Genomic DNA, 22009 nt, shown 5'->3' with positions numbered 1-22009 from the left:
CTCCGCGTTCGAGAGGCGGCGCTCAGCCGTCTTCGAACGGATCCCATTCATCCTCGACCTCGGGCAGCGCCTCGGTCACCACCTTGGCGGCGCGCTGTTCGGGGGTCTCGATATGGGTGATCCGCGCCTTGGGAAACTGCGCCAGCACCGCCTGCACCAGCGGGTGTTCGCGCGCCTTTTCCTCCAGCGCGTATTTCTCGGCGTTGCGGACCTCGTCGATGGTCTTGCCGCCGCCCTGCGCCACCACGCTCACCGCCCAGCGATTGCCGGTCCAGCGTTGCAGCGCACTGCCCAGCCGCTGCGCCAGGTCGCTGGGTGCGCGCTCGGTGGGCTGAAACTCGATCCTGCCCGGCTGATAACTGACCAGTCGCAGATCCATCTCGATATCCGCCAAAAGCTTGCCGTCGCGATTGGCGCGGATCAGCTCGACCACATGTTCAAACGTGGGAAACCGCGCCAGCGCGGTTTGCGCATCCTGTGCCAGCGCCGCCACCGGCCCACCGCCGCCGCCGCGCGGGGCGGGCGCATAGCTGGCGCTTACCCCGTTAGAGACCGGGGCAGCCTGACCGCCACGCCCCCCGCCGCCGGGGTTCGGCGGCGGCGGCGCATCCTGCAACCGCTTGATCAGTTCCTCGGGGCTGGGCAGATCGGCCACATGGGTCAGCCGGATCACCGCCATCTCGGCGGCCATCATCGCGTTGGGGGCGGCGGCCACCTCTTCCAGCGCCTTCAGCAGCATCTGCCACATCCGGGTCAGCACCCGCATCGGCAGCGCATCCGCCATCTGCCGACCACGCGCGCGCTCGTCTGGTGATACGGTCGGGTCCTCGGCGGCATCCGGCGTGATCTTGACCACCGATACCCAATGGGTGATCTCGGCCAGGTCGCGCAGCACCGCCATTGGGTCGGCGCCTTCGGCATATTGCGCGCCCAGCTCGGTCAGGGCCGCGCCCGCATCGCCGCGCAGGATCATGTCCATCAGGTCCAGCACCCGGCCACGGTCGGCCAGCCCCAGCATCGCCCGCACCTGCTCGGCGCTGGTCTCGCCCGCGCCATGGCTGATCGCCTGATCGAGCAGCGAGGTCGCATCCCGCGCCGACCCTTCCGCGGCCCGGACGATCAGCGCCAGCGCATCCTCGGCGATCTGCGCGCCTTCGGCATCGGCAATCCGGCGCATCAGCGCGATCATGTCCTCGGGTTCGATCCGGCGCAGGTCGAACCGCTGGCAGCGGCTCAGCACCGTTACCGGCACCTTGCGGATCTCGGTGGTGGCAAAGATGAATTTCACATGCGCGGGCGGTTCTTCGAGCGTTTTCAAGAGCGCGTTGAACGCGCTCGTCGACAGCATGTGAACTTCGTCGATGATATAGATCTTGTAGCGCGCGCTGGCGGCGCGATAGCGCACGCTGTCGATGATCTCGCGAATATCGTTCACGCCGGTACGGCTGGCGGCGTCCATCTCCATCACGTCGACATGGCGGCCTTCCATGATGGCGACGCAATGCTCGCATGTCCCGCAAGGTTCGGTGGTCGGCCCGCCATTCCCATCCGGGCCGATACAGTTCATTCCCTTGGCGATGATCCGCGCGGTGGTCGTCTTGCCGGTGCCCCGGATGCCGGTCATGATAAAGGCCTGCGCGATCCGGTCGGCGGCAAAGGCGTTTTTCAGCGTCCGCACCATCGCGTCCTGCCCCACCAGATCGGCAAAGGTCTCGGGCCGGTACTTGCGGGCCAGCACCTGATAGGCGGTCGGAGAGGCGTCGGACATTGGTAGCTTTCATCGGGACTGGATTCTACGTGCGCAGACGGTACCGGGCAGCGTGGCGAAGGTCCACCGCTTGCGTGATTGTTTCCCTTGCGTGCATTGATCGGACCCATCGGAGCATCGATGCCCCTCTTGCTCCCGTCGAGCGATTATGTGGCCAGGACACGCTGATCGTGGACGAGGGCGATCTTGTCACCACCGGCGTAGGCGCCGACAAGGTGGTGAGCAAGACCTATAGCGGCGTCTTTAATGGCTATGATCTGATCACCATCACGGTTTTCATCGCCGGACAGGATGGGCTGAGCGTGCAAGGCGATGCCGAACTGCTGCGACCCGGATCCTATGGCACCTCTCCCGTCAGCCTGCAAGAGCTTGGCGACCACAACGGCACCCTGGTCCTGATCAGCGGCATTCCGGTCGCGCATCTGCTGGGGGTTCAGGGGCTGAGCCCAAGCCAGATCGAGGTGCGCATAGACAACCGGTGACACAGGTCCAGTGCTGTTTTCCCACGCGCAGGCATCTTGGCTTGCGATACGGCTGCGTCAGGGGGCATTCTGCCATCGGGGCCGAATGTGTGTGCCCTGTGGCGCGGATCATTCGGAAGGGGAAACCGCAGATGGCGCAGCTGGTTCTCTATGCGCTGCAAGTCGGCGGCGGCACGCTGGCGATCTGCCAGTTGCCGGGACGGTCGGGCGATTATTCCGGCGATGTCGATCTGATCGGGTCCTGGGCGCCCGGGCTGGTGATCTCGATGACGACCGAGGTCGAAATGTTGCAGCACGGTGCGCGTAATTTTGGTGCTGATGTCCAGAGTCGCGCCTGCCGCTGGGCTCATCTGCCGGTCGATGATTTCGGAGTGCCTGGTCGTGATGCCGAGATCAAATGGAAGGCGATCAGCAAATCGGCCCGGCATGCGCTGCACGGCGGCGGGCGCGTATTGATCCATTGCAAGGGCGGCTGTGGCCGGTCGGGCATGGCGGCGTTGCGCCTGATGATCGAGACGGGCGAAGAGCCGAAGGCGGCGCTGGCGCATTTGCGGTCGGTCCGCCCCTGCGCGGTGGAAACCGACGCCCAGATGGACTGGGCGCTGGCAGGCCGTGCTATCCGGGACTGATCCTTCAGGCCGTTGCTTGCACTGTCGCAGCAGAGTGGACGCAGCGGGGGCGGGCCTCGGCCATGGCGCATGGTACCGGGCCTAGCCCGGCGGCAAATCCCGCTCCGTCGGGAGCCATCAGCGCATCGGCAAAGCGATTCAGATGCGGCAGGGCGGTGTCTTCGTCGACGCCGCAAAACACGCGGATCCGGCTGTGCGAAGCGGCGTAGCGGGCCATGCAACCTGCTCCACACGGGGGCATCTCGCAATGCCCCTCTATCGCGAAACCTGCATCGGTCATCGGTTCAGCCTGCCGCAGCGCTCGGGCTAGGTTCTCGGCCAATGCCGACAGCGCCGGGCAGGGCCTGCCGGTTCGGCGACAGAGCGTTGCGGCAAATTCATGCGTTTTAGTCGTCCAGATCATCCTGCGCCCTCCGCGCGGCGGAACAGGGTGTCGGGGACCGGCCGATCAGGGCCTAGGCATCCCGTCCGGACACCCCGCCCGGGTTCGAGTTACGGTTGCGATGGCAGGTCTCCTGACTTGCGGGTCCGGGCTTTGCCGGCCTTCCCGGCCCGGAGGGCCAGTGGCATTTCGGCATCGCTCACCGCTTACAGTTGCGGGGGCAGTCTCGGCATTGGTCCCCTGTCGCCAGAGGGCCGCACCGTGTTCCCTTTTCATCCCGGCGCATGTGCCACCGGGAACCATCGCCTCAGCGGTAGCGGGTGTTGCGGGCCGGAGTCAAGCCGGGTGTTCGTGCCGTGTTTTTCCACATGCGGCGGGATGCTAGTGTCGGTATCGAGCAGTCAGGCTGAAGAAGGGTGCCGTTATGCGGTTGAGAGGGGTACGCGGCAGCAGGCATGTCGAGGATCGTCGCGGGCGACGTGGCGGCGGCATGGCCATCGGCGGGCGCGGGCTGGGTATCGGCGGGGTGCTGCTGCTTCTGGTGATCGGCGCCTTTACCGGCATCGACGTCACCCCGTTCCTGACCGAACAGCCGGGCCCGAGCCAGAGCACACCCAAGGAACTGACCGCCGAAGAGCGGCAGGCGGGCGAATTCGTCTCGCGCGTATTGGCCACGACCGAGGATGTCTGGGGCACGGTGTTCCGCGACCAGCTTGGCCGCGACTACATCCCGCCGACGCTGGTGCTGTTCTCTCAGGTCACCTCCAGCCCCTGTGGCGGCGCCTCGGGCGCGACCGGACCATTCTACTGCCCCGCCGATCAAAAGGCCTATCTCGACACTGATTTCTTTGCCACCCTGGCCCGGCGTCTCCAGGCAGGCGGTGATTTCGCCGCCGCTTATGTGATCGCACACGAGGTGGCCCATCACGTGCAGAATCAGCTGGGCATTCTGGGTCAGTTGGATCAGGCCCGCCGGCAATCCTCGCAGGTCGAGGCCAACGCCCTGACCGTGCGGCTGGAATTGCAGGCCGATTGCCTGTCCGGGGTCTGGGCGCGCTCGGTCCGGGGTCTGATGGAACGCGGTGATCTGGAAGAGGCGTTGAACGCCGCCCGGATGATCGGCGACGACCGGCTGCAACGGCAGGCGGGCCGGGTGCCGCAACCGCATACATTCACCCACGGCACTTCGGCGCAGCGGGCATCCTGGTTCGAACGCGGTTATCAAAGTGGCCGGGTCGCAAGCTGCGACACGTTCAGCACCAACCGGCTCTAATCCGCGCGCGGCAACATCTCGGGCAGGCGGCGCAGCACGTCCGAGGATTGCCGGGCCCGGGCCAGCATCCAGCCGCCTTGCAGCAGGATGAACATGGTCTCGGCGGTCTTTTGCGGATCGGTTAGCCCAAAGCGTCTGGCGTGATGCGCACCCTCGGTAATCCAGCCTTCGAACAGGTGGCGGGCATGGGCGCGAAACGCGGCATTGTCCGGCCCTTCGAACAGGGTCGACGAAATCGGGCAGCCATCCCACTGGCCCGATTTGTCGAATAGTTTCGCGACCTTGCCGCATAGCACCTGCATCCCGTCATGGAAACTGTCGGCCGGTTCAAACGAGGCCGCGATTAGCCGCAGCATCTGATCCGAGGCCCAGGTCGCCGAGGCCAGCGCCAGGTCGGATTTGCCGTTCGGGAAGTGGTGATAGAGCGAGCCCTTGGGCGCCTCTGCCTCGGCCAGCAGTTCGGACAATCCAACACCGTGATACCCCCGGCGCTGGAACAGCTGCGCGGCGGTACGGATCAGGCGGTCTTTGGTCGGAAGCGGACGTTGGGTCATGTGCCGGGGATATTGACAGCTCTGGACCGATTGGTCCAGACGTGAGAAATAGACCAATCGGTCTAGCTCATCTGGAGATCGCAATGCTGGATATGCAGTCATCTGTCAGGGTCGAGGATTTTCATTTCCCCGCCGGGTCGGCGCAGCTTTCGGCGCGGCTCTATCTCCCCGCGGGCACACCCCGGGTTGCAGTTGTGATCAACAGCGCCACCGGGGTGCCGCGCGAGTATTACCAGCATTTCGCCTCCTGGCTGGCGGCCGAGCGGGGCATGGCCTGCCTGACCTATGATTATCGCGATTTCGGGCATTCGTTGCGGGGGCCGCTTGCGGCCTCGACCGCCACCATGTCCGACTGGGCGCTCATTGACATGCCCGCCGCCTATACCGAAATGCAGCGCCGGTTTCCCGGCCTGCCGCTCTGGGTGATCGGCCATTCGGTGGGCGGCATGCTGGGGCCGCTGCAAACGGGCATCGAGCCCATCGCGCGCATGATCTGCGTCTGTTCCGGGCTGGTGCATCACTCGGACCACCCCTGGCCCTATCAGGCGCTGGCACGGCTGTTCTGGTTCGGCCATGCGCCCCTGCTGGTCAAGACACTGGGCTATCTGCCGGGGCGGGCGATTGGCTTTGGCACCGACCTGCCGCCCGGCGTCTATTGGGAATGGCGGCGCTGGTGCACCACGCCCGGCGCCTATCTGCCCGAAACAGGCACCCGCCTGCCGAAACCCGATTGGGGCCGGTCGGGCGCGCAGGTCGATCTCTTTGCCTGCGAAGATGACGACACGATCCCACCCAAATGTGTCTGGCGTCTGGCTGACCTTTATGGCGACACCGCGCGGCGGCACCTGTTGCGGCCAAAGGAACACGGGGTCCGCGAGATCGGCCATCTGGGTGCCTTTGCCCGGCGCAACGCCGCGCTTTGGCCTCGGCTGATCGCCCCCTGAGGCGGGGGCGATCCCGGGGCTGGTCAGCCCTTGCTTCGGCCCTGCTTATCGCGCATCACCGCGCGGACCATCTTGCCAAACGCCTTGTCGCGCGAGCGTGCTTCGGCCACGCTTTCCGAGTTGCGCGCATCCTCGCGCCGCAACTTGCGCCAGCGGTCGAGGCGGGCAGGCTCCAGCGTTCCCACCGCAATCGCGGCCTGGATGGCGCAGCCCGGTTCGCTGTCATGCCCGCAATCCGAGAAACGACAGCTGGCAGCAAGGTCCGAAAGGTCCTGAAACACCTCGTCGATCCCGTCGCCCGCATCCAGCAGGCGCAGGGCCCGCATGCCCGGTGTATCGACCAGCCAGCCGCCGTTGACCATCCGCCGCAGGGCGCGGGCGGTGGTGGTGTGACGGCCCTTGGCATCGTCCTCGCGGATACCGGCCGTGGCCTCCTGCGTACCGGTGAGGCCGTTCATCAACGTGGTCTTGCCCACGCCTGATGAGCCCACCAGCGCCCCGGTTTGGCCGGATGGGCACCATGAGAGGACCTGATCCAGATCGGCAGGATCAAGCGCGTTGACCGCCAGCACCGTCAGAAACGGCGCCAGCGCCTCGGCCCGCGCGACATAGGTGCGGGGGGCGGTACAGGTGTCGGCCTTGGTCAGCAGCACCACCGGATAACACCCGGCCTGATGGGCAAGCGCCAGATAGCGCTCCAACCGGGGCAGGTTGAAATCGGCGTTGCAGGAACTGGTGATGAACAGAACGTCGACATTGGCCGCGATCAACTGCGCCTCGGCCCCGGTACCGGCGGCGCGCCGTTTCAACAGGCTGCGCCGGTCGAGCAGATGCCGGACGCGGTGCTCGGGATCGGCCAGGACCCAATCGCCCGCGGCAAAGGTGCCGGTCGGCTGGTCGGGTGGGGTCATCAGGGTATGATCGCCCTCGGGCGACAATCCGGTCAGGGTGCTGCGGTGAATGGCTGTCAGGCGATAGGGCGTACAGCCGGAATGGGCCGCGGCCTGCGCGGCAAAGAAAGAGGACCATCCAAGGTCCGGGAGTGTAAGAGACATCGGTCTGCCTGTTGCGAAAGAACGCAAGACGGGCGGATGGCGCACGCGCATCCGACCGGAACGGGTTCAGGCAGGGGTGTGAGTCGTCAGAACCGCACTGCCCGAAGGGTCTTTGCTACAATCATACATCCCTCCGCAGTCTAAAGGGTTCCAAGTGCCGCAGGCGCGGCGGAGCAAGTGAGAGGCTGGACATCGACCCAAGCGGGACTCGTTGTGGCTGCTTCCTTCCGGACCTGACCAGGTTGGCGAGGCGCTCGCCCGCGCCAACCTCTCGCGTCCCGATATAGGCAGGTCGGGCCGGGATGACAAGATCTCAAAGCCCGACGCGCAGGCAGAGAAACCCGTCGTCATCCAGACCGAGATCGGTGATGTCGCGCCCGGCAAGCTCGTCCAGGTGCTCGCGGGCGCGTGGCCCGGTGCGCAGGATGGCGGCCCGACCCGGCAGCGGGGCAAATCGCCAGGGCTGGGGCGCGTCCTCAAGCGGATCGCGGGGCAGGTGCCCGGACAGGTAGTCGCGCAAGACGGCCTGTATCCGCAATCCCGGCAGGGAAACGGGCAGCCCATTGTCCAACATGTGGAAATGACCGCCGCCATTGGTGCGGTAATTGTTCAGCGCGACGACAAGCTTCTGTCCCTCTTCGACGGGCTTGCCGTCGTGAAACAGGGCGCCGATTCGATGGTTCCGGTCCGAGATCAGTTGGCCGCCGATATCGTATCGTGGTGGCGTTGACAGGTCGATTTCGTAACTGAGCCCATAGAGGATATCGAAATTGTGCCCAGGAACTCTGGCATCCCGCAGCAGGTCGGCGCCACCTGCCTCACCGGGTCTGTGGAACACGCCTGCTGCCATCTCGAGCCATTCGCGCAGCTCCGCCCCGGTCAGGACTAGCGCCCTCAACTCGTTGGGAAACATGTGCAGATCGGCCACGTGGCGCATCGATAACGGCCCTGCGGGCACGTCTGTATAATGATCCGGTCCGGCGCGACCGCCGGCCTTGAGCGGCGAGACCGCCGACAGCAAGGGCAGCCCCGCCAGTGCCGTGCCGGCTAGAAACGGGCGCAATCCAGCGGCCTGCGCGGCGGCGACCTTGGCCAGACCGCGATCGGGCGCAATGAAGGCGAAATAGCTGTGCATCGGCTGGTCCGAGTGACCGGCAGGCTGATTGGCGGCTGCGCGCGTGGTTGCATGATCGGCAGCCAGCAGGCGTACGAGGGTCGCATCCTTCTTGCCAACGGCTGCGCGCAGGGCGGCTTGTGCCCGCTCGACCCGCCAGCGGCCATTCGCTCCCAGCCTCAGATCGAGGTCGATGACCCCCAGATGCGAGCCATGATGTCCGGGCATGACGACAGGTTTGCCATGCACCAGCCCTTCGGCCATCCGCGTATGGGGGTAAGAACCGGTATCGGGCGCGGGCACCAGCAAATGGGTATGCCCGGCGATCACCGCATCAACGCCCTCCAGCGCGGCAAGCGGGATCACCGCGTTTTCCTGCTCGGGCGTCGCGCCGGGTTCGGCCAGCCCGGAATGTGCCAGCGCAACGATCAGGTCGCAGCCCTCGGCCTTGAGACGGGCCACTGCTTCACGTGCCGAATCTACGATACCCTCGACGCGCATCCGCCCTGACAGCAGGTGCGAGTCCCATTCCACCGTCTGTGGAGGCAATGCAGCCAATACGCCGATTTTGAGCCGGGATTGCACCGATCCGCTTTGCACAATGCGATCAAGGATCGCGGTGCGCTGCCACAAGGGTGAACTGTCCAGCCGGTGGGCGTTCGAGCAGACCACCGGGCAGGGTGCCTGACCCAGCACCCGGTCCAGAACCTCCAGCCCGAAGTTGAAGTCATGATTGCCCAGACCCAGCGCGTCATATCCGAGATAGGCAAAGGCCCGCATCAGCGGATGCGGGGTCTCGGGACTGTTGGCGCAGACATCGCCCATCTGGGTGCCCTGAAGGCAGTCGCCATTGTCGAACAACATGCACAGATCGACCCCCGGCTCGGCCCGCGCGGCATGGATCAGCCGGGCAATCCGGGTCAGCCCTCCGGACGGGTCAGGACGGTCGGCATAATAGTCGTGGCCCGTCAGTTGCATATGCAGGTCGGTGGTCGCCAGCAGGCGGACGCGTAATGCAGCGCCGTCCTCTGCGGCGGCATCCGTTGACAAGGCCTGATGTGAAGATTCCATTCAAATTCCATTGCCCGGTCAATGCAAAAACTCTCCCATAGGTAGAGTTGTCTATTCAGAAATAGAAAAAACCGTATCATGGCAAGGTGTTAGTTGATCACGATTTGTGTCAACCCTGTCTCTTTTCGGCGTCAGTGCGGGCAGTTCCCGATTGATCTGCGCCGCCCGCCGTGGCAGCCCTGTGCCACCGGTGAGCCGGTCAGGGCGAAGTCGAGAGAGGGCAGGCATGAAAACCGCAGAACAGGTCACGTTTGGAGGCTCGGGTCTGGATCGGGCGGCGCATCTGCGCGGTGATGCGATGGCGCAGGCGCAAATGGCCGCCGACCCCAAAGCACGCTGCCTGCTTCTGTGGCGCGGCAAGCTGCTGGTCGAAGGTGAGCGGTTGGAGCGTCTGGCCTGGGTGGCGCCGGCACATCCGCTGGTGACCGAGGGTCCGGGTGGAGAAGCCGAGACGCCGATTTTCCTGGGCCTGGACGACACCGGTGCGCCGCTTTTTGCACAGGACATTTCGGCCTGGGGGGCCGAGGGGCAGGACCTGACCGGGCTCGGCGGGTTCGTGGACCGCTCCGAGCAGCAGCACCCCGATTTGCCTGAGGGGCAGGTGTTTGCCGAGTTGCGGCGGATCATGACCCGGCTCAGCCCGCGCGATGCTGAACTGGCCGCTACGGCCAAGGCCGTGATCGGCTGGCACGCCAGTCACAGGTTCTGCGCCCGCTGTGGCGCCCGCAGCGAAATATCGCAGGCGGGGTGGCAACGCGGCTGCCCGGCTTGTGGTGGCCAGCACTTCCCACGCACCGATCCGGTGGTAATCATGCTGATCACACACGGCGACCAGGTGCTGATGGGGCGTTCTCCGGGCTGGCCAGAGGGGATGTATTCGCTGCTGGCGGGTTTTGTCGAACCGGGCGAGACGCTGGAGGCCGCCGTGCGGCGCGAGGTGCTGGAAGAGGCGGGCGTGCGCGTCGGCGCGGTCACCTATCTGTCCAGTCAACCCTGGCCGTTTCCGGCCTCTCTGATGTTCGGCTGCGCGGGCGAGGCCCTGTCGCGCGACCTGAAAATCGACCCGGTGGAAATCGAGGATGCGATCTGGGTCAGTCGCAGCGACATGATGCTGGCCTTTGCTGGCGAGCATCCGCGCCTGCTTCCCGCGCGCAAGGGAGCGATTGCGCATTTCCTGTTGCAGAACTGGCTTGCGGACACCCTGGATTAAGGGGAAACTCGCGCAAAAACCACAACCGGCGAGGGGTCATGCAGTTCATCAGCAAGGAAGACATCGAGGCGCCGGTGGCGCAAGTCTTTGCCATCCTTTCGGAATTCGAGACCTTTGAGCGCTCGGCCATGCGCCGCGGGGTCGAGGTGCAGCGCGTCGATGCCAGCGCCCCGATCGGGGCAGGCATGGCCTGGGACACCCGGTTTCGTCTGCGCGGTAAGCCGCGCGAGATGCATGTGGTGTTGAAACAGTATGACGCACCGTCGCTGATGCGCTTTGCCAGTCACAGCAAGGGCATCAACGGCGATGTTGTGATCGAGCTGCTGGCGCTGTCGCCGCGCCGTACCCGCTTGAGTTTCTCTGTCGAGTTGAAGGCCAATACCCTCTCGGCACGTCTGTTTCTGCAATCGCTGAAACTGGCGCGCAAGAACATGTCCCGCCGGTTCAAGCTGCGGATGGCCGAATTCGCCAAGGAAATCGAAAGCCGCTGCGCCCGCTGAGCGGGCACCTTTGCGAATCGAACTGTCAGGCGGTTGTTTCAGCTGCGGGGCCGGGCAGCGGGATAAACGCCCAGGATTTCGACATTGTTGGTGAAATGGTTCAACTCGTCCATCGCGAGGCGCACATTGTCGTCCTCGGGGTGACCGACGATATCGGCATAGAACTGCGTGGCCGAGAACGATCCATCCAGCATGTAGCTTTCCAGCTTGGTCATGTTGACGCCATTGGTGGCAAATCCTCCCAGCGCCTTGTACAGGGCGGCGGGAATGCTGCGCACCTCGAACACGAAACTGGTGATCATGCCGAAATCACCGCGGCGCGAATCGTCTGTCTCGCGCGACATCACCAGGAAACGCGTTGTGTTGTTGTCGGTATCCTCGATATGGCGGGCAAGCACGTTCAACCCATAGATTTCGCCGGCCAGTTCGCTGGCCAGTGCCGCGTGGGTCTTGTCGCCGCGTTCGGCCACTTCGCGCGCGGCGCGGGCGTTGTCTGGGCTGACCCGACCGGTGATGCCGTGCTGTTTCAGGAAACCCGCGCATTGTGGCAAAAGCACCAGGTGCGAATGGGCATCGCGGATATCGTCCAGCGTCGCGCCCGGCACACCCAGCAGGTTGATATGCACGCGAACAAAGGCCTCGTCGATGATATGCAGCCCGCTATGGGGTAGCAGGCGGTGGATATCGGCGACCCGGCCATAGGTGGTGTTCTCGACCGGCAGCATGGCCAGCTCGGCCTCGCCCCGGCGCACCGCGTCGATCACGTCCTCGAAGGTGCGGCAGGGCAGCGCCTCCATGTCCGGGCGCGCATTGCGACAAGCCTCGTGACTATAGGCGCCGGGCTCTCCCTGAAAGGCGATGCGATGGGTCATGGGGTCGTTTCCGTGCAACAAGTTACATTTTGGGCGTTTGGTCGCGGTGTCTATACCTTGCCTCTTGCGAGGGGAAGCCTTAGACAGCCGCCCAGACAGCTGAAATGGACTCGCGATCAATGTTCGACACGATGACAGTTACCAAGGCCGCTGCCGGCCTGTTCGGCGCTTTCCTGGCGCTTCTTCTCGCCAAGTGGGCGGCCGAGACGGTCTATCATGTTGGTGGCCACGGCGACGAGCCCGCCTATGCAATCGAAGTAGCCGAAGCCGAAGAGGCCTCCGGTGAAGAAGAAACCGTCAGCTTTGAAGAGCTGATGGCCTCGGCGGATGCCGCCAAGGGCGAAAAAGTGTTCAAGAAATGCGCCGCCTGCCACAAGGTCAATGGCGAAGACGCCACCGGCCCGCATCTGGATGGCGTGGTTGGCCGTGCGGTCGCCTCGGTTGCCGGCTTTGGCTATTCCGGCGCCATGCAGGGTCACGGCGGAGACTGGACGCCCGAGGCGCTGGATGAATTCCTGGCCAAGCCTTCGGCGGCGGTTCCGGGCACCTCGATGAGCTTCTCGGGCCTCAAGAAACAGGGCGACCGGGTTGACCTGATTGCCTATCTGCAGAGCGTTTCGAACTGATCGCTCGACATAGACCGGTTTTGACCAAAGGCCGCTGCCCCGAGCAGCGGCCTTTTTCGTTGGTCGGCGTGACTTCACGATTGCTTCACCTATTCTAAACTTGCAACTCCCCACGCTGGACCATTAGCTAACGGCAACAAGATTGGTGGATATGCCAACCCAACCCGGAGGAAGAGCCTTGACTATACGCCCCCGCGCCGCCACCCGTGCCAAAGCATTGGATATCCGGCCAGCTGTAATGGTGCTGGTCGCAGGGATCGTCCTGCTGGCACTGGCAGGGCTTGCGCGGGCCGAGGAGACGATCATCAAGAGCCACGGGTTCTCGGAATTCGGCGATTTGAAATACCCCGAGGGGTTCGCGCATTTCGATTATGTCAATCCAGATGCGCCAAAGGGCGGCGAACTGAGTTATGCCGCGATCGGGACCTTCGACAACCTCAACCCGTTCACCCGCAAGGGACGGGCGGCGGCGCGATCGGCGGATCAATACGAATCCCTGCTGATGCCGTCTTATGACGAACCGGCGTCCTATTACGGTTTGGTGGCCGAAAGCCTGGAATATCCCGAAAGCCAGGATTGGGTGATTTTCAACATTCGGCCTGAGGCGCGGTTTTCCGATGGCACGCCGATCACCGCCGAAGATGTGGTGTTCAGCCACGAATTGCTGCTGGAGCAAGGGCTGAAATCCTATGCCGAGGCAGTCAGGAAACGCATTCCCAAGGCCGAGGCGCTGGACACGCACCGGGTCAAGTTTCATTTCGCCCCGGACATCCCGCGCCGTGCGCTTATCACCCAGGTTGGGGGTACGCCGATCTTTTCCAAGGCCTGGTTCATGGCCGACCCCGAGAAACGCCGTCTGGACGAACCGCGTCTGGAGCAGGGCATCGGATCGGCGCCTTATGTGCTGGACAGCTTCGACATCAACCGGCGCATCACATATCGCCGCAATCCCGATTACTGGGGGGCGCATCTGAACGTGAATGTCGGGCGCAACAACTACGACAGTATCCGGGTCGAGTATTACACCGACACCATTGCCGCGATGGAGGGGTTCAAGGCGGGGAACTACACGCTGCGGCAGGAGAACAACTCGAAAAGCTGGGCCACCGCCTATGACTTTCCGGCCATCGAAAAGGGCCATGTGGTCAAGGCCGAGCTGTTGGATGGCGACGTGCCCAGTGCCAGCGGTTTCGTGATCAACATGGACCGGCCGCAGTTCCAGGATATCCGCGTGCGCGCGGCGGTGCAGTTGGCGTTCAACTTTGAATGGACCAACGAAAGCCTGCAATATGGCCTGTTCCAGCAGCGTCATTCCTTCTGGCAGGGCACGCCGCTGGAGGCGACAGGCCTGCCCGAGGGCCGCGAGCGCGAGGTGCTTGAGGCGCTGGGCGACGCCCTCGATCCAGCGGTTCTGAGTGAAGAGCCGGTCAGCGCCCACACATCCAGCCCCGACCGTCAGAACGACCGCAAGAACCTGCGCCGCGCGATGAAGCTGTTGGATGAGGCGGGCTGGGCCGTCGGCAGCGATGGTATCCGGCGTAATGCGGCGGGCGAAACGCTGAGGATCGAGTTCCTGTCAGATGAACCGACGCTGGACCGGATCATTCAGCCGTTTGTCGACAACCTCAAGGTCATGGGCATCGACGCCCGGTACAACCGCGTCGACGATGCGCAATTCACCCTGCGGCGGCGCGACCGCGATTTCGACATGATCATGGGCGGCTACCCGATGTCGTTGCAACCGTCGACCGGGCTCTATCAGCAATTCGGAAGCGAGGCGGCGGCCTATTCCGTGTTCAACCCTTCGGGCGTCCATGGGCCGGATATCGAGCCGCTGATCGACGGAATCGTCGCAGCCTCGACCACCGAAGAGTTGCAGGCCAACGTGCGCGCGCTCGATCGCGTCTTGCGGGCCAAGCGGATCATGGTGCCGACATGGTACCTGGGCAAATACTGGGTGGCTTATTGGGACAAGTATTCCTATCCCGAGAACCTGCCTCCCTATGCGCTGGGGGTCGAGGATTTGTGGTGGATCGATTCTGACCGTGCAGCAGCGCTGAAATCTTCGGGCGCGTTGAGGTAACCGGTCTCGATGGGTGCCTATATCCTCAGACGATTGCTGCTGGTGATCCCGACGCTGCTTGGGATCATGCTGGTCAATTTCGTGCTGGTGCAATTCGTGCCGGGTGGCCCGGTGGATCAGGCCATCGCGCAGTTGCAGGGCGGTGGCGATGTATTCGAAGGTTTCGCAGGCCAAGGCAACGATGCGCAGTTGAACAGCCAGACCAACGCGGTGAACGACCGCTATATCGGTGCACGTGGCCTGCCGCCGGAATTCATCAAGGAATTGGAAGAGCTTTACGGGCTCGACAAGCCGGCGCACGAACGGTTCCTGCTGATGCTTTGGAACTATCTGCATCTGGATTTCGGCGAAAGCTATTTCCGCAAGATCGACGTAGTTGATCTGGTGTTGGAGAAGATGCCGGTGTCGATCACGCTGGGCCTGTGGTCGACGCTGATTGCCTATGCGATCTCGATCCCCTTGGGCATCCGCAAGGCGGTGCGCGATGGCTCGCGTTTTGACACCTGGACCAGCGGGCTGATCATCGCGGCCTATGCGATCCCCGGATTCCTGTTCGCCATCCTGCTGCTGGTTCTGTTTGCCGGGGGCAGCTATTGGCAGATCTTCCCGCTGAGGGGCCTCACCTCGGACAATTTCTCGGAGCTGTCTTTGCTGGGCAAGGTGCTGGACTATTTCTGGCATATCGCCCTGCCGCTGACCGCCTATACCATCGGCGCCTTCACCACGCTGACGCTGCTGACCAAGAACAGCTTTCTGGACGAGATAAAGAAGCAATACGTGATCACCGCCCGCGCCAAGGGGCTGAGCGAAAGCCGGGTTCTCTATGGCCACGTATTCCGCAATGCGATGCTGATCGTGATCTCGGGCTTTCCGGGCGTGTTCCTATCGGTCTTTCTGGGCGGCTCGCTGATCATCGAGACGATCTTCTCGCTCGACGGTCTGGGCCGGCTGGGGTTCGAAGCGACGGTGGCGCGTGATTATCCGGTGATGTTCGGAACACTCTTCGTGTTCGGCCTGATTGGCCTCTTGGTCGGGATTCTGTCGGACCTGACCTATGTGTTGGTCGATCCCCGCATCGACTTTGAGCGGCGGGAGGGCTGAGCCATGCGCCTGTCGCCTCTGAACCAGCGCCGCTGGAACAACTTTTGCCGGAACCGCCGCGCCTTCTGGTCGCTGATCGTGTTTTCGGTCCTGTTCGGGATTTCGCTCTTTGCCGAGTTCCTGGCCAATGACAAGCCGATCCTCGTCAGTTATCGCGGCGAGTTGCGGATGCCGATCTTTTCTTTCTACCCCGAAACCGCTTTTGGTGGCGACTTCCAGACCGAGGCGATCTATCGCGACCCCGAGGTGAAATGCCTGATCGCCAGCGGCGGCATCGAAGACTGTTTCGACGATCCCGAAGGAGTGATCGAACAGATCGAGGCGGGCACCTATCAGGCCGAGGGTTTCGAACAGGGTTGGGCCATCTGGCCGCCGATCCCCTATTCCTATCGCACCTCGGTCGATCGCCCCGGCGCAGCGCCGCTGCCCCCGAACGAGCAGAACCTGCTGGGCACCGACGACACCAAGCGCGACGTGCTCGCGCGGGTGATCTACGGGTTCCGCCTGTCGATCCTGTTTGCACTGATCGTGACCTTTGCCGCCTCGATCATCGGGGTGATCGCTGGCGCGATACAGGGGTTCTTTGGCGGTCGTACCGACCTGATCATGCAGCGGGTGATCGAGATCTGGGGCGCCACGCCGGGCCTATACGTGATCATCATCATGTTCTCGATCTTTCAGCGCAGTTTCTGGATGCTGGTCATCATCTCGATCCTGTTTGGCTGGACCGCGCTGGTGGGCGTCGTGAGGGCCGAATTCCTGCGCGCCCGGAACCTGGAATATGTACGCGCGGCGCGGGCGCTGGGTGTCAGCGACTGGACCATCATGTTCCGCCACATGCTGCCCAATGCGATGGTGGCCACGGTCACCATCCTGCCGTTTCTGGTCACCGGGTCCATCGGCGGGCTGGCCTCGCTCGACTTTCTGGGCTTTGGCTTGCCCTCCTCGGCCCCGTCGCTGGGCGAGCTGACCTTGCAGGCCAAGCAGAACCTGCAAGCGCCCTGGCTGGCCTTTACCGCGTTTTTCACCTTTGCCATCATGCTGTCGCTCCTGGTCTTCATCTTCGAAGGCGTGCGCGATGCATTCGACCCCAGAAAGACCTTTTCATGAGCGCGCTTCTCGAGGTCAAAGGGCTGAGTGTCTCGTTTCGCCAGGATGGGCGGATCAGCCATGCGGTGCGCGGAGTCTCGTTCACGGTGAACCGGGGTGAAACCGTTGCGCTGGTCGGCGAAAGCGGCTCGGGCAAGTCTGTCTCGGCGCTCTCGACCGTGTCGCTGCTGGGGGATAGCGCGATTGTAGAAGGCTCGGTCACCTACGACGGGCAAGAGATGATCGGTGCCAGCGAACAGCGGCTGATGGATGTACGTGGCAACGACATAAGCTTTATCTTTCAAGAGCCTATGACCTCGCTCAATCCGCTGCACACGATCCGCAAGCAGATGGCGGAATCGCTGGCCTTGCATCAGGGTCTGGTGGGCGAGGCGGCACAAGAGCGCATTCTGGAGTTGCTAGTCAAGGTCGGCATCCGCGACCCGGAAACCCGGCTCGACGCCTATCCGCACCAGCTGAGCGGCGGGCAGCGGCAAAGGGTCATGATCGCCATGGCGCTGGCCAACAAGCCCGACATCCTGATCGCGGACGAACCGACCACGGCGCTGGATGTGACCATCCAGGCGCAGATCCTCGAATTGCTGGCCGATCTCCAGCGCGAGGAGAACATGGGGATGCTGTTCATCACCCATGATCTGGGTATCGTGCGGCGGATCGCCGACCGGGTCTGCGTGATGAAGGCGGGCGAGATTGTCGAGAGCGGCAGGACCGAAGAGATTTTTGCCAATCCCCGGCATCCGTATACACGCAAGCTGTTGGCGGCCGAACCCAAGGGCCGACCTGACCCTGTGCCGGCCGGAGCCGAAGAGGTGGCGCGCACCGATCACCTGCGGGTCTGGTTCCCGATCCAGCGTGGTTTCCTGCGACGCACGGTAGGGCATGTGAAGGCGGTGAACGACGCCTCGATTTCGGTGCGGGCGGGCGAAACGCTGGGCATCGTGGGCGAAAGCGGGTCGGGCAAGACCACGCTGGCGCTGGCGATCATGCGGCTGATCGGCTCCGAGGGCGGCATCACCTTTCGCGGCGAGGATGTACGCGGCTGGTCCACGCGCGAGCTGCGCCGACTGCGCAAGGACATGCAGATCGTGTTTCAGGATCCATTCGGCAGTCTGAGTCCACGGATGACCTGCGCCCAGATCATCTCGGAGGGGTTGGCGATTCACAAGGTCGACCCCCATCGTGCGCCGCGTGAGCTGGTGACCGAAGTGATGCAGGAGGTGGGATTGGACCCCGCCACGATGGATCGCTATCCGCATGAGTTCTCGGGCGGTCAACGGCAGCGTATCGCCATCGCACGGGCCATGGTGCTGCGGCCCAGGTTGCTGGTGCTGGATGAGCCCACCTCGGCACTGGACATGACGGTGCAGGTGCAGATCGTGGCACTGCTGCGCGAGTTGCAGCGCAAATACGGTCTGGCCTATCTGTTCATCAGTCATGACCTGAAGGTGGTGCGGGCGATGTCGCACAAGGTGATCGTGATGCGTCAGGGCGACGTGATCGAAATGGGCGAGACCGAGGCGCTGTTTACCAACGCACAGACCGACTATACCCGCAGCTTGATCGCGGCGGCAGGGTAGGTCGCCGTTTTCCGACACGGAAAACGGCCCGGAAAACATAAGTTTTCCGGGCCGGAATTCTTGCAGAATTCCGGTCAGCCTGCGGCTGCGGTTTCGCGGGACGGTTTCGGGACCGGGCCGCGCAATTCCTCGTAGTGATCGAAGCTCAGCCTGACCCAGCCGGTGCCCCGGCTGGAACTGGCCAGCATCCGATGAAGCTCGTCCTCTGCGACTGCTGGCAGTAGGGCGTTGAAGATTTCCCAGCCTGCGGCCGAGGGATGCGCCTCGAACCCCAGAACCTGGCCCTGGAGCCCGCTGATCGCGGGCACCAGATCTCCCACAAACATGGACGGCACGTGTATCTCGGCCCGCAGGATCGGTTGCAGTACCACCGGTTTTGCCTGCGGCAATGCCTCGCGCACCGCCGCCTTGCCGGCGGTGCGGAAGGCGTAATCGGAACTGTCCACCGCGTGATGCTTGCCATCCTTCAGTGTCACCTTCACATCGACCACCGGGAACCCTTCGGGACCGCGCGCCAGCGCCTCTTCGGCCCCCTGCGCAACCGAGGGAATATAGGTCTTGGGCACCGCGCCGCCTTTGACCACCTCGTCGAACTGGAACCCGGCCCCGCGCGGTAGCGGCTCGACCGTCAGCAGCACATCGGCGAACTGCCCGGCGCCGCCGGATTGCTTGCGATGGCGATAATGGTGTTCAACAGGTTTCTGGATCGTCTCGCGATAGGCCGTCGCCACCGGTTCCGAGGTGATCTCGACGCCAAAGTCCTCGGCCAGCTTGGTTGCGATCCGGCGCAGGTGCTGTGGCCCCTGACAACCCAATACTGCGTGGCCGGTCGCTTCGTCCACACCCAGATGCAGACCTGGGTCGATCTCGTCCATCCGGGTCAGGGCAGCGGACAGGCGGGCATCGTCGCGCTCATGGGCGGGGCTGACCAATTGACGATGACCGGGCGGATGGCTGCGTGCCCAATCGGGCAATTCCGTCGCGCCGGCACTGTGATAGATATGGCCTGGCCGCAGGTGTTCGGATTTCACCGCCAACCCGATCTGACCCGCCGCCAGCGCACCGATCTGGCTGCGGGCGTCCAGTTCCATCAGGCTGCCGACGGTATCGCCTCCCAGCGCCTCATGCGCCTTTACCCCATCGCCGAGGCCCCGCAGCACCACGATCTTGCCCATGTGTTTCTTGACATCGGCAAATCCCGCGATGGCGCGCGCTTGTTCGCTGGCTGCATCGCGACCGGCGGCAATATCGAATTCGGGGGCCTCGTGGCGCAGTGCCTTCATCATCCGGGTCAGCCCGTTGCCATGGCTCGCCGCGCCCAGATAGGCCGGGATCAACTGGTGATTCTGCGACACTCGGGCCGCCAGGTCATATACTTCGGCACTGGGCGGCTGGCGGTCCTCGATCAGCTGTTCGAGCAGATGATCGTCGAAATCCGACAGCGCCTCGAGCAATTCAGCACGCGCTTCCTGTTCACGCTCGACCGCCGCAGCGGGCAGTTCGATCAGGGCCGAGGGTTCGCCCTCACGGTATTTCCAGGCCCGCTCCGAGATCAGGTCCACCGCGCCCACCACCTGATCTCCCTCGCGGATCGGCACCTGGCGCAGGGCGATGTGATGGGTGCAATAGGCCTGAAGCGCCGCAACGATGTCGCGGATGCGGCCATTGGGGTTGTCCAGCCGGTTGATGAACAGAAAGGCCGGGATGCCAGCCTCTTCGACCAGCCGCAGGTAGGGTGCGCACAGCACCGCCGCCTCGGAGTCGGGTGGCACCACGATCACGGCCGCGTCCGAGATCGCCATGGCCGGCCCGGCAAAGGCCAGCGCATCGCTGCCGCCATCCACGTCGATTGCGCACCAAGGTTCCTCCAGATAAGAAAAACCGTGCAGATGCACGGTTTCGGACAGGTCGAATGTGGTCGGGCGGCTGTCGAGGCGACTGATGGCCTCGACCAGCGTGGACTTGCCGGATTGGCTCGGTCCGAGAACGGTGAATACGCGCATGGAGGCTATCCCTTTTCTTGTTGCAATCCTGTCATCTGCTGCGCAATCGGGGTTCCAGCGGATGCCCTCGCATCGCATGCCTGTCGTGCATCAATAGCCTGCCTCGGGGGCAAGGGCGCCACGCTGACCGGCGCAATCCTTGCCGGGTGCAGGGCAGCCCGCCCTGTCCCGAGTGTGTGAAATCCGGCACTTGGCCGTCAAGCCCTTTGGTGCGTATGGGCGGGAAACCGGCGCTGGTGCGGGTCTGTCAGATCGCCGAGCTGTGTCCGGCCTTGCTGAGGTCATAGGCGTCGAATACCCGCGCCACCATCCGGGTCAGCGCCCGCGCCTCTTGCGGGATGAACAGCCCGTCCGGGGTGATGCGCAGCAGGCCATCGAATGCCTCGTTGGCGGAGCGGAACATTTGATCCAACTCGTCGGCGGAGATCTCGTGATCGCGCAGGATCTCGGCCCGGTCGATGCGGAAATCGCACATCAGCGCCTCGATCAGGCGGGCGCGCATCACGTCCTGCCCCTTGAACAGGTGGCCGCGCGCGGTTGAAAAGCGCCCGGCCCGGATGGCGCCGGTATGGGCAGAGGTGGCCGGTGCGTTCTGCGCGTAACCCTGTGGGAATCGCGAGATCGAACTGGCGCCGACCCCGATCAGCACGTCGGCCTGATCGTCGGTATATCCCTGGAAGTTGCGGCGCAGCTTGCCCGCCTTCAGCGCGCGGGTCAGACCATCGTCCTGGGTGGCGAAATGGTCGATGCCGATCTCGGCGTAATTGTCCCACATGAACAGGCGCCGCGCGGTATCGAACAGGTCGAGCCGCTGTTCCGGCGTCGGCAGCGCGTCCGAGGGAATCAACTGTTGCCGCTTGGCCATCCAAGGTACGTGGGCATAGCCGTAGAGAGCGACCCGGTCCGGGTTGAGGGACAAGAGCTTCTGCACGCTTTCGGTCATGCGCGCGCGGGTCTGATGGGGCAGGCCATAAAGGATATCTGCGTTCAGGCTATAGATGCCGCGGGCGCGAATCATCTCGACCGCGTCGCGGGTGACGTCATAGCCCTGAATGCGGCCGATGGTTTTCTGGATCTCGTCGTCGAAATCCTGCACCCCGATCGAGGCGCGATTCATCCCCGCCTCGGCCAGCGCATCCAGCCGGGCCGGGTCGATCTCGTTGGGGTCGATCTCGACCGAGAATTCGGCCTCGGGGCCCAGCGGTACCGCGTCGAAGATGCTGCGTGCCAGATCGCGCATCAGGTCGGGGTTGAGCAGGGTCGGCGTGCCGCCGCCCCAATGCAGGCGCGACAGGTGCACGCCCTCGGGCAGGCGCTCGCCCAATAGGGCCAATTCCGCCTTGAGCGTGTCCACATAGGCGATGACCGGATTGTCGGTCTGGGTGCCCTGGGTGCGGCAGGCGCAGAACCAGCACAGCCTTCGGCAGAAGGGTACATGCACGTATAGCGAAATCGCGCTGCCCGGAGTGATTCCCGAAATCCAGTCACCGAAACGATCAGGCCCCACGTCATTGCTGAAATGGGGGGCGGTCGGGTAGCTCGTATATCTCGGCACTTTCGCGTCAAAAAGTCCGAGACGGGCCAATTGTGATTTCGCTATCATGCGAGTACCGTTATGAGAGCGGTCCGTGAAGGACCTTGACTCAGATCAAGTA

The 22009-nt window shown here is 63.8% G+C and carries 19 protein-coding genes, 1 other RNA gene and 1 riboswitch; of the genes, 11 read left to right on the top strand and 9 right to left on the bottom strand.

From position 1 onward, the window contains the following. Positions 1-22 precede the first annotated feature (22 nt). Positions 23-1768 carry a DNA polymerase III subunit gamma/tau gene (locus AC2FLM_RS13485; RefSeq protein ID WP_496858555.1) on the bottom strand — a complete coding sequence of 582 codons (1746 nt, stop codon included), beginning with the start codon at positions 1766-1768 and terminating at the stop codon, positions 23-25. 170 nt (positions 1769-1938) lie between these two features. On the opposite strand from AC2FLM_RS13485, the gene AC2FLM_RS13480 reads away from it, so the two are divergent. Further along, positions 1939-2250: a hypothetical protein gene (locus AC2FLM_RS13480; protein ID WP_496858553.1), complete on the top strand. Its 312-nt coding sequence runs from the start codon at positions 1939-1941 to the stop codon at positions 2248-2250. Between the two features lie 131 nt (positions 2251-2381). After that, a complete protein-coding gene (locus tag AC2FLM_RS13475; protein ID WP_496858551.1) occupies positions 2382-2879 on the top strand; it encodes a protein-tyrosine phosphatase family protein in 498 nt (165 codons plus the stop codon). A 4-nt stretch (positions 2880-2883) separates the two neighbouring features. Here AC2FLM_RS13475 and AC2FLM_RS13470 read toward each other — a convergent pair whose 3' ends face one another. Further along, entirely contained in the window at positions 2884-3096 is a 213-nt protein-coding gene (locus AC2FLM_RS13470) for a hypothetical protein (protein ID WP_496858549.1), read from the bottom strand. 271 nt (positions 3097-3367) lie between these two features. Next, a riboswitch (cobalamin riboswitch) is annotated at positions 3368-3580 on the bottom strand. A 105-nt stretch (positions 3581-3685) separates the two neighbouring features. Here AC2FLM_RS13470 and ypfJ point away from each other — a divergent pair. Beyond that, on the top strand, positions 3686-4534 hold the full coding sequence (gene ypfJ, locus AC2FLM_RS13465) for a KPN_02809 family neutral zinc metallopeptidase (RefSeq protein ID WP_496858547.1): 849 nt from the start codon (positions 3686-3688) through the stop codon (positions 4532-4534). Here ypfJ and AC2FLM_RS13460 read toward each other — a convergent pair. Then, a complete protein-coding gene (locus tag AC2FLM_RS13460) occupies positions 4531-5088 on the bottom strand; it encodes a TetR/AcrR family transcriptional regulator (protein ID WP_234221271.1) in 558 nt (185 codons plus the stop codon). The genes ypfJ and AC2FLM_RS13460 overlap by 4 nt on opposite strands. 83 nt (positions 5089-5171) lie before the next feature. Between AC2FLM_RS13460 and AC2FLM_RS13455 the strand changes: the two genes are divergently transcribed. Beyond that, a complete protein-coding gene (locus AC2FLM_RS13455) occupies positions 5172-6032 on the top strand; it encodes an alpha/beta hydrolase family protein (protein ID WP_496858545.1) in 861 nt (286 codons plus the stop codon). Between the two features lie 23 nt (positions 6033-6055). On the opposite strand, the gene rsgA is transcribed toward AC2FLM_RS13455, so the two are convergent. From rsgA to AC2FLM_RS13440, 3 genes are all read right to left on the bottom strand, one after another. Continuing rightward, positions 6056-7087 carry a ribosome small subunit-dependent GTPase A gene (rsgA, locus tag AC2FLM_RS13450; protein WP_496858543.1) on the bottom strand — a complete coding sequence of 344 codons (1032 nt, stop codon included), beginning with the start codon at positions 7085-7087 and terminating at the stop codon, positions 6056-6058. Between the two features lie 175 nt (positions 7088-7262). Further along, positions 7263-7361, bottom strand: an RNA gene (ffs, locus tag AC2FLM_RS13445) — signal recognition particle sRNA small type. A gap of 39 nt (positions 7362-7400) precedes the next feature. Then, the gene (locus AC2FLM_RS13440) at positions 7401-9272 is read right to left on the bottom strand and encodes a 5'-nucleotidase C-terminal domain-containing protein (RefSeq protein WP_496858541.1); all 1872 of its coding nucleotides are present in this window, start codon (positions 9270-9272) and stop codon (positions 7401-7403) included. 226 nt (positions 9273-9498) lie between these two features. Here AC2FLM_RS13440 and nudC point away from each other — a divergent pair, with 226 nt between their 5' ends. Continuing rightward, positions 9499-10482, top strand: coding sequence for an NAD(+) diphosphatase (nudC, locus tag AC2FLM_RS13435; RefSeq protein WP_496858539.1), 984 nt, complete (start codon positions 9499-9501; stop codon positions 10480-10482). A 38-nt stretch (positions 10483-10520) separates the two neighbouring features. After that, positions 10521-10982, top strand: coding sequence for an SRPBCC family protein (locus tag AC2FLM_RS13430; protein ID WP_234144501.1), 462 nt, complete (start codon positions 10521-10523; stop codon positions 10980-10982). 38 nt (positions 10983-11020) lie between these two features. Here AC2FLM_RS13430 and AC2FLM_RS13425 read toward each other — a convergent pair whose 3' ends face one another. Next, on the bottom strand, positions 11021-11854 hold the full coding sequence (locus AC2FLM_RS13425; RefSeq protein ID WP_234138774.1) for a prephenate dehydratase: 834 nt from the start codon (positions 11852-11854) through the stop codon (positions 11021-11023). A gap of 119 nt (positions 11855-11973) precedes the next feature. Between AC2FLM_RS13425 and AC2FLM_RS13420 the strand changes: the two genes are divergently transcribed. The 5 genes from AC2FLM_RS13420 to AC2FLM_RS13400 all read left to right on the top strand — a co-directional run bounded on the left by AC2FLM_RS13420 (position 11974) and on the right by AC2FLM_RS13400 (position 18351). Next, positions 11974-12480: a c-type cytochrome gene (locus tag AC2FLM_RS13420; RefSeq protein ID WP_234138814.1), complete on the top strand. Its 507-nt coding sequence runs from the start codon at positions 11974-11976 to the stop codon at positions 12478-12480. A 151-nt stretch (positions 12481-12631) separates the two neighbouring features. Further along, the gene (locus AC2FLM_RS13415) at positions 12632-14563 is read left to right on the top strand and encodes an extracellular solute-binding protein (protein ID WP_496858537.1); all 1932 of its coding nucleotides are present in this window, start codon (positions 12632-12634) and stop codon (positions 14561-14563) included. Positions 14564-14572: 9 nt separating this feature from the next. Continuing rightward, positions 14573-15664 carry a microcin C ABC transporter permease YejB gene (locus AC2FLM_RS13410; RefSeq protein WP_234138775.1) on the top strand — a complete coding sequence of 364 codons (1092 nt, stop codon included), beginning with the start codon at positions 14573-14575 and terminating at the stop codon, positions 15662-15664. 3 nt (positions 15665-15667) lie between these two features. Beyond that, positions 15668-16774 carry an ABC transporter permease gene (locus tag AC2FLM_RS13405; RefSeq protein ID WP_234138776.1) on the top strand — a complete coding sequence of 369 codons (1107 nt, stop codon included), beginning with the start codon at positions 15668-15670 and terminating at the stop codon, positions 16772-16774. Beyond that, positions 16771-18351 carry an ABC transporter ATP-binding protein gene (locus AC2FLM_RS13400; RefSeq protein ID WP_496858534.1) on the top strand — a complete coding sequence of 527 codons (1581 nt, stop codon included), beginning with the start codon at positions 16771-16773 and terminating at the stop codon, positions 18349-18351. Before AC2FLM_RS13405 ends, AC2FLM_RS13400 begins: the two co-directional genes overlap by 4 nt. A gap of 74 nt (positions 18352-18425) precedes the next feature. Here AC2FLM_RS13400 and AC2FLM_RS13395 read toward each other — a convergent pair whose 3' ends face one another. Together AC2FLM_RS13395 and hemN are read right to left on the bottom strand one after the other, a co-directional pair. Beyond that, positions 18426-20354 (bottom strand): elongation factor G, encoded by a 1929-nt coding sequence (locus AC2FLM_RS13395; RefSeq protein ID WP_496858532.1) that lies wholly within the window; start codon positions 20352-20354, stop codon positions 18426-18428. A 247-nt stretch (positions 20355-20601) separates the two neighbouring features. Then, positions 20602-21957 carry an oxygen-independent coproporphyrinogen III oxidase gene (hemN, locus tag AC2FLM_RS13390; RefSeq protein ID WP_496858530.1) on the bottom strand — a complete coding sequence of 452 codons (1356 nt, stop codon included), beginning with the start codon at positions 21955-21957 and terminating at the stop codon, positions 20602-20604. Positions 21958-22009 lie beyond the last annotated feature (52 nt).

It is taken from the genome of Ruegeria sp. SAZD011, from assembly GCF_059612545.1.
This window is presented reverse-complemented; position numbering and strand designations above follow the sequence as displayed.

Excerpts from the sequence above, each read along its gene's own strand:
- AC2FLM_RS13485 (WP_496858555.1), bottom strand. The coding sequence starts at position 1,768 with ATGTCCGACGCCTCTCCGACCGCCTATCAGGTGCTGGCCCGCAAGTAC.
- AC2FLM_RS13455 (WP_496858545.1), top strand. The coding sequence starts at position 5,172 with ATGCTGGATATGCAGTCATCTGTCAGGGTCGAGGATTTTCATTTCCCC.
- AC2FLM_RS13440 (WP_496858541.1), bottom strand. The coding sequence starts at position 9,272 with ATGGAATCTTCACATCAGGCCTTGTCAACGGATGCCGCCGCAGAGGAC.
- AC2FLM_RS13405 (WP_234138776.1), top strand. The coding sequence starts at position 15,668 with ATGCGCCTGTCGCCTCTGAACCAGCGCCGCTGGAACAACTTTTGCCGG.
- AC2FLM_RS13400 (WP_496858534.1), top strand. The coding sequence starts at position 16,771 with ATGAGCGCGCTTCTCGAGGTCAAAGGGCTGAGTGTCTCGTTTCGCCAG.
- hemN (WP_496858530.1), bottom strand. The coding sequence starts at position 21,957 with ATGATAGCGAAATCACAATTGGCCCGTCTCGGACTTTTTGACGCGAAA.
- AC2FLM_RS13460 (WP_234221271.1), bottom strand. The coding sequence starts at position 5,088 with ATGACCCAACGTCCGCTTCCGACCAAAGACCGCCTGATCCGTACCGCC.
- AC2FLM_RS13395 (WP_496858532.1), bottom strand. The coding sequence starts at position 20,354 with ATGCGCGTATTCACCGTTCTCGGACCGAGCCAATCCGGCAAGTCCACG.
- AC2FLM_RS13475 (WP_496858551.1), top strand. The coding sequence starts at position 2,382 with ATGGCGCAGCTGGTTCTCTATGCGCTGCAAGTCGGCGGCGGCACGCTG.
- AC2FLM_RS13420 (WP_234138814.1), top strand. The coding sequence starts at position 11,974 with ATGTTCGACACGATGACAGTTACCAAGGCCGCTGCCGGCCTGTTCGGC.
- nudC (WP_496858539.1), top strand. The coding sequence starts at position 9,499 with ATGAAAACCGCAGAACAGGTCACGTTTGGAGGCTCGGGTCTGGATCGG.
- AC2FLM_RS13415 (WP_496858537.1), top strand. The coding sequence starts at position 12,632 with ATGCCAACCCAACCCGGAGGAAGAGCCTTGACTATACGCCCCCGCGCC.
- AC2FLM_RS13430 (WP_234144501.1), top strand. The coding sequence starts at position 10,521 with ATGCAGTTCATCAGCAAGGAAGACATCGAGGCGCCGGTGGCGCAAGTC.
- rsgA (WP_496858543.1), bottom strand. The coding sequence starts at position 7,087 with ATGTCTCTTACACTCCCGGACCTTGGATGGTCCTCTTTCTTTGCCGCG.
- AC2FLM_RS13425 (WP_234138774.1), bottom strand. The coding sequence starts at position 11,854 with ATGACCCATCGCATCGCCTTTCAGGGAGAGCCCGGCGCCTATAGTCAC.
- ypfJ (WP_496858547.1), top strand. The coding sequence starts at position 3,686 with ATGCGGTTGAGAGGGGTACGCGGCAGCAGGCATGTCGAGGATCGTCGC.
- AC2FLM_RS13470 (WP_496858549.1), bottom strand. The coding sequence starts at position 3,096 with ATGGCCCGCTACGCCGCTTCGCACAGCCGGATCCGCGTGTTTTGCGGC.
- AC2FLM_RS13410 (WP_234138775.1), top strand. The coding sequence starts at position 14,573 with ATGGGTGCCTATATCCTCAGACGATTGCTGCTGGTGATCCCGACGCTG.